This window comes from Streptococcus dentiloxodontae, from assembly GCF_053206925.1.
The window spans coordinates 1-6,443 of sequence record NZ_JBRUHR010000033.1; the positions used below are offsets into that span (position 1 = coordinate 1).

General features: G+C 40.8%; 8 protein-coding genes. All 8 read right to left on the reverse strand.

The features are described from left to right. Positions 1–130: 130 nt before the first annotated feature. Positions 131–841, reverse strand: a complete 711-nt coding sequence (gene deoD, locus ACVRZ8_RS10640) for a purine-nucleoside phosphorylase (RefSeq protein WP_447449310.1) — start codon at positions 839–841, stop codon at positions 131–133. 390 nt (positions 842–1,231) lie between these two features. Continuing rightward, entirely contained in the window at positions 1,232–1,411 is a 180-nt protein-coding gene (locus tag ACVRZ8_RS10645) for a hypothetical protein (protein ID WP_447449303.1), read from the reverse strand. A gap of 228 nt (positions 1,412–1,639) precedes the next feature. Continuing rightward, positions 1,640–2,356 carry a glutamine amidotransferase-related protein gene (locus ACVRZ8_RS10650; RefSeq protein WP_447449304.1) on the reverse strand — a complete coding sequence of 239 codons (717 nt, stop codon included), beginning with the start codon at positions 2,354–2,356 and terminating at the stop codon, positions 1,640–1,642. 18 nt (positions 2,357–2,374) lie between these two features. Continuing rightward, positions 2,375–3,184: a purine-nucleoside phosphorylase gene (locus ACVRZ8_RS10655; protein ID WP_447449305.1), complete on the reverse strand. Its 810-nt coding sequence runs from the start codon at positions 3,182–3,184 to the stop codon at positions 2,375–2,377. Continuing rightward, positions 3,126–3,578, reverse strand: a complete 453-nt coding sequence (locus tag ACVRZ8_RS10660) for a DUF1643 domain-containing protein (protein ID WP_447449306.1) — start codon at positions 3,576–3,578, stop codon at positions 3,126–3,128. Before ACVRZ8_RS10660 ends, ACVRZ8_RS10655 begins: the two co-directional genes overlap by 59 nt. 126 nt (positions 3,579–3,704) lie before the next feature. Beyond that, positions 3,705–4,247, reverse strand: coding sequence for a DUF1697 domain-containing protein (locus ACVRZ8_RS10665; RefSeq protein WP_447449307.1), 543 nt, complete (start codon positions 4,245–4,247; stop codon positions 3,705–3,707). Position 4,248: 1 nt separating this feature from the next. Continuing rightward, positions 4,249–5,460: a phosphopentomutase gene (locus tag ACVRZ8_RS10670; RefSeq protein WP_447449308.1), complete on the reverse strand. Its 1,212-nt coding sequence runs from the start codon at positions 5,458–5,460 to the stop codon at positions 4,249–4,251. A 45-nt stretch (positions 5,461–5,505) separates the two neighbouring features. Continuing rightward, positions 5,506–6,177 (reverse strand): ribose-5-phosphate isomerase RpiA, encoded by a 672-nt coding sequence (gene rpiA, locus ACVRZ8_RS10675; protein WP_447449309.1) that lies wholly within the window; start codon positions 6,175–6,177, stop codon positions 5,506–5,508. Positions 6,178–6,443: the final 266 nt, after the last annotated feature.

A 6,443-nucleotide genomic window follows, 5' to 3' on the forward strand; every position in this document is an offset into this window, starting at 1 on the left:
TTCGAAACTTCAAAAACTTTAAAACTAAAATTCTTATCGCTTTGAACATGCAAAGAGAGAGAACCAATCTGATTCTCTCTCGTGCTTAGTTATAAGTCACCCACTACAGTTGACAAAGAGCCGAAATACTTTAATCAGCAATCAAAGTTTCAAGCCCCACCTTCATCATATCAGTAAAGGTTGTTTGGCGTTCTTCTGCGGTCGTGTCCTCTTCTGGATGCACAAGGCTGTCAGAAACGGTCATAATGCCAAGTGCTTGAACATGATGCTGTGCCGCCAGATAATAAAGGGCTGCCGCTTCCATTTCAATGGCTTTAACGCCTAGTGTTCCCAGTTTCATATTGCGCTCTGGCATGTTTGAATAGAAAACATCTGATGACAAAACACTGCCGACATGAGTGGTCAATTTCAAGTCTTGTGCGATATGATAGGCCTTATCCAAAAGCTTAAAATCAGCAATCTGCGGAAAATCATACTCTGGGAAATCATTGCGGATAATGTTGGAATTGGTTGCTGCTGCTTGAGCCAGCACCAATTCGCGGACATGAACATCTGGATCAATCGATCCCGCAGTACCGACCCGAATCAGCTTTTTCACGCCGTAGTCAACAATGAGTTCACGCGCATAGATGGAAATCGAAGGCATACCCATGCCCGTACCCATAACAGAAACGTGATGACCTTTATAAGTTCCAGTAAAGCCAAGCATACCGCGAATTTCGTTAAAGCATTCCGCATTTTCCAGAAAATTCTCCGCGATAAATTTAGCACGAAGCGGATCGCCCGGAAGTAAGATTTTATCAGCAATTTGGCCTTGTTCGGCCCCAATATGAATAGACATAATATAAGATACCAAGCCCGTCAAAAAACCGAATTGAAAATAGGCGGCGATTAGAAAATCCTGATTTTCTGAATCGACGGTCTTTTTCACAAGGTTTTAGGGCGGGTTCATTTCCTTTCTTTTTAATGTGCAGGTACAGGGAAATCCCGATTTCCCTGCGGTTTATCTATTTTCCGAGCTTTCCGCTCGAGTTCAAGTCAAATGACTCTTCTCTTTCCTTTCTTTCGTTTTTATTCGTTTAAGACAAGGCTCAGTTTATATTCAGCTTAACCAAATATAGTGCCTTATCCTTTTTGTAGAATTTAAGAGCACAAGTTCTCGCTCTTATTCTAATAGATTAACGGGATGCAAATGACCAGAACATTATTTTTCTGTAGTCAAACAAACTGATTAGTTCTCACCACTATCGTCATTTGATTTTCCAACAGCTAACGCAGTTTGTCCCGCTCCAAGACAGATAAAGAGAATTCCCAATATCCTTGAAGAATTTTGAAATAAAAAAATGAGTCCAGCTAAGAAAGATAGAATCCCACTTAGTAAGTGTAATGTTTTAGGATTCATATTTTTCATATGATTACCTTCTTTCATAAGAATGTTATAACCCAGCCAAAATAGCTTTGAAGTTTTCCTTCTTAATGGGATTATTTATCTCGCTTGCTTTTTATTTGTGATTTGTGTCACTCCGATGATGAAAAACAAGCCATGGTAAACCAAATAATCCTTTGATTGCTTGAAATAAAGCTAACTAGCAAACTGAACGAGGCTGTTAAAAAACAGAGATAGTCGTATCGAAATTTTTCATAAAGTCCCTTCTATTTGAGTGAATTTATCCAAGAATTCAAACAAGGCCTGATTCATCTGAGCATAGTCACAATCCAAAATGGTTTGAGCTGGCTGGTAATACTGCTGCTCCGCTGCTTGCTGATTATAATCCGCTTCTTCTGCTAAAAGCGCTGCTGTCAAACTTTTAGAAAATTCCAAATGACACTGAAAAGCATAGACTTTATCTGCATATTTGATGATCTGACGCGGACAGCCTTGGCTAGTTGCCAAAACCTGAGCATCCTTTGTCAGCCCAGGCATATCGCCGTGCCAATGACCAACTGTCAGCTCTTGTCCAAAATGGGCAAGATTTTTATCTGCCAAGCCAGCTTCTGTCAGATAAATTGGGAAGTTCCCGATTTCCCTTTCAGGACTGTGTTCAAAAGCAGCGCCAAAAGCCTGACCAATCAGCTGAGCGCCAAGGCAAGCACCGATAACATACTTACCTGCTTCCACCGCTTTTTGAATGAATGCTATTTCTGCTTGAGCATCATAATAAGGAAAGTCTGACTTGGTAGATGATGGACTCTGCGGTCCGCCCATAACAATCAACATGTCGAAATCAGCTGCTTGAGGCAGTTTTTCATATTGATAAACTTTCGTGATACCGATTTCATGTCCCTTCATGGCAGCCCAAGCCAGATATGCTCCAGGAGCTTCAAAAACTTCATGAATGATAAAATGAACCCTCATTATAACACACTTTCTATCTTACAATTTGGCAAGAACAGCTTTTACCAACTCTTTAAAGTTTTCTTTAATTTGGTTGGTTACTTCTACTACTTCTTCATGTTTTAGTTCTGATTGGAAGCCAGCTGCGTGGTTAGTAATAGCAGAAATTCCCAAGACCTTCAATCCCGAATGCGCTGCAACGATAACCTCTGGAACAGTTGACATACCGACTGCATCTGCTCCCAATGTTTTGAAAGCACGAATTTCCGCTGGTGTTTCGTAAGAAGGTCCCGTCACTCCGATATAGACACCCTCATCCAATTTGACATCCAATTTTTGAGCAACCGCATGCGCAGTTTCACGATAAATTGGTGTATAAGCATGCGACATATCAGGAAAACGTGCTCCAAATTCATCTAAATTTTCACCAATCAAAGGATTTTGTCCTGTCAGATTAATATGATCATTGATGAGCATGAGCGTTCCGGGGCCGAAACTAATTCCTCCAGCTGCATTGGTCACAATAAGCCCTTCACAGCCCAGTGCCTTCATAACACGGATTGGAAATGTTACCACTTCAAGCGGATTGCCTTCATAAAAATGAAAACGGCCTTGCAGAGCCAGCACTATACGACCAGATAGCTTGCCGTAAACCAGCTTTCCAGCGTGCCCGACAACCGTTGACTGTCCCCAATTAGGGATATCAGCATAGTCAATAACAACAGCATCTTCAATTTCCTCAGCTAATTCACCGAGTCCTGAACCCAAAATAAGTCCAAATTCAGGTTTTTCAATCCCCTTGCTTTCTAAAAAAGCTTGGGTTACTCTGATTTTTTCCAGTAATGACATAGTTTTTTCCTTTATTTATATTTAACAAGTGAGGTATCTTTTTTAGATAAAGCGGGTGCTCAGGCTCACCGCTTTTATTTTGTCCAAAACAATAGATTTCCTCTAACAAATTTGATATTTCTTTGGATCTGTGTTGATAAAAACCAGAATTTCCCCAACAGGCAACAATTTCATCTGATATCTCAGCATAATTTAAAATATAATAATCATTATCATCACCAATGGGGTCATCAACTGCCCATAGATTAATCGGATCTGTACTACGATAAGCAAAAAGATTAGTCATGTATAATCCCCCATATCCCCATGATTTACCAAAACTAATACATCGACGAATGGTTGGGCCATCAACTGTTTCATCAGCGGTTGATGGATTTAATCCGATAAACAGCAATTTAGGTAATTGAGCATCCTATTCACGCAATAATATGTAACGATATTTTCTATCTTCAGACAAAATAGCTTCTGTTCTCACAGTAGTAGTCCTCCCTAACTTTAGCATAACAGGAAAACCCATTTATTATGCTTTTATTAACTCCAAAATCTTTTCAGCTGTCTTGCTATTTCGAATGGTTACCTGACGGTAAAAATCCTCTTTTATCAACTGTTTGTGGTAACTTGTTTTCAGATATTCGCTTTCAGTATACTTGCCCCAATAGATGCCCAATTCGCCAAAATGGACTACTTCATCTCTCAGCGAAAAGGACGTGATACGCTCAACAACCTTTTCTTTATCCATCTTTTCTGTAAAAAAGAGAACATCTTTTCGCGCTAAATCTCGATGCCACCAATCAGGCAGATCCTTATAATCTTTCTCATATTCCTCTTGGGAAAAGAGTGCAAAATACTGGATAAAAGGATAATATTCTGCAAACAGCTGCTCAAACTGAGCAATGATATCAAAGCGAGGCTCTTCTGATTGAAAGAAAAGATTGCCGCTGTTGATATAGGTTTTGACATTTGAAAATCCCATATCTGTCACCAGCTGACGAAGCTCGCTCATAACCACTTTGTTTTTACCGCCGACATTGATACCTCTTAAAAGCAGAACGTAAATTTTCATCTTATACTAACTTATCCAAGAAGCTTTCCCCAATCATAGCGGTAGCAACACCAAAGTTATCTGCAATGGTTGCTGAAATATCAGCATAATGTCCAACTGAGATAGTGCCGCTGCCCTTAAAGGCTGGGCTGTAAGCTAAAAGCGGTACATATTCACGGGTATGATCCGTTCCGGCATAGGTTGGGTCATTACCGTGATCAGCGGTAATCAAAAGAAGATCATCTTCATTCATCGCTGCTATAATCTCTGGTAAACGTTCATCAAATTCATGTAGGCAATCACGATAGCCATGTGCATTGCGGCGATGACCATAAAGAGCGTCAAAATCAACCAAGTTGGTAAACGAGAAACCGTAAGTGAACTCAGGCAAGCCCATGGTCTTAATCAAGGTGTCCACACCGTGACTGTTGGATTTATTATGTCCCATGTCATTGGTGATACCTGAACCATTGAAAATGTCATTGATTTTGCCGACAGCATAAGTTGCCACACCAGCATCAGCCAGTTTATTTAACACAGTCGGTGCAAATGGTGACACCGCATAATCGTGACGGTTGGCTGTCCGCGTGAAATTGCCCGGCTGGCCGACATAAGGACGGGCAATGATACGCCCCAAAAGAGTTGGACGTTCTAGTGTAATGGAGCGAGCATATTCACAGATTTTATAAAGCTCCTCCAAAGGAATAACATCTTCGTGAGCCGCGATTTGCAAAACTGGGTCAGCTGAAGTGTAGATAATCAGCTCACCTGTCTCCATTTGACGCGAACCAAAATCATCAATAACAGCTGTTCCTGAATAAGGTTTGTTAGCTTCACGAATAACTTTGCGGCCTGAAAATTCTTCAATCCTTTGAATCAATTCTTCAGGAAAACCATTCCAAAAGGTATCAAATGGCTCTGTAATATTGAGCCCCATAATTTCCCAGTGGCCAGTCATAGTATCCTTACCGTTTGATACTTCTTCCAATTTTGTAGCATAACCGCTTGGATGACTCTCAGCAGCTACCGTTTTCAAAGGTGTTTGGCGTGGGATATTTCCCAGACCGATTTTAGCCATATTAGGCACATGCAGCCCGACCGTTTTTGAGATATGTCCCAGAGTATCAGAAGCCCCGTCTGGCACGCCAGCATTATTGAAATCATTGGCGTCGGGTGCTGCACCAATTCCAACTGAATCTAAAACAACAAGATGAATACGATTAAATTTAGACATATTTTTCTTTCTAAGGGTGATTTTAGCACCCACGACCTCTAACTGTTATTTTTCCAAAACTTGAACGCCATCTTTACCAGCGACAATGACTTTATCCACCATACCGTTAAAAAGACCATGTTCAACGATACCTGTCATAGCTTTGAGTTCCTTGCCAAAAGCAACAGGATTTTCAATAACACCGAGGTCAAGGTCAATGATGAAATTTTTCATATCTGTCACAAAACGGACACCATCATACTCACGGAAAGAAGGTTTGTAGCCTTTGGCAGCAAATTCACGGAAAATGCGCTCTGCACCGTATTGCACTACTTCAACAGGCAGTTTAAAAGCACCGAGTTTATCCACCATCTTACTTTCGTCAACTACCCAGATGTATTCTTTGGTTGGTGTGGCTACGATTTTTTCCATGAGAAGGGCTCCGCCGCCACCCTTGATACCATTGAAATCTGGATCAACCTCGTCTGCACCGTCAACCGTCACATCAATGCTGTCAATATCATCAACTGCCTTGAGTGGAATGCCCAGACCTTCAGCCTGAGTAGTTGTCCGACTTGATGTTGTCACGCCAGTCACTTGCAGGCCTTCTTCTTGAACACGACGCCCAATTTCCTCTACAAAATAATAAGCTGTCGAACCCGTTCCCAGTCCTACAATCATGCCATCTTTAACGTATTGAGCGGCTCTAACACCAGCAATCTTTTTCAGTTCTTCCATGCTCGTCTCCCTTGCATCTTTTCTAAACATCATATACTTTCCATTATACCATGTTTCAAGCACATTGGAAATCATTTCTGAAGCCTGTATCAGACGTAAATATTCTAAAAAAGCTGAGTTCTTTTGTCCCAGCTTTTAAAAATTTAGGCTCTATAATATCTGTAGTGGGTAAATCTCATTCAGATATTATAGGGCTTTTTGAGGGTATGAAAAAAAGTCCCATATGACTTATAATGAAAAGCGACCAAACTCACATTAGAAAGACT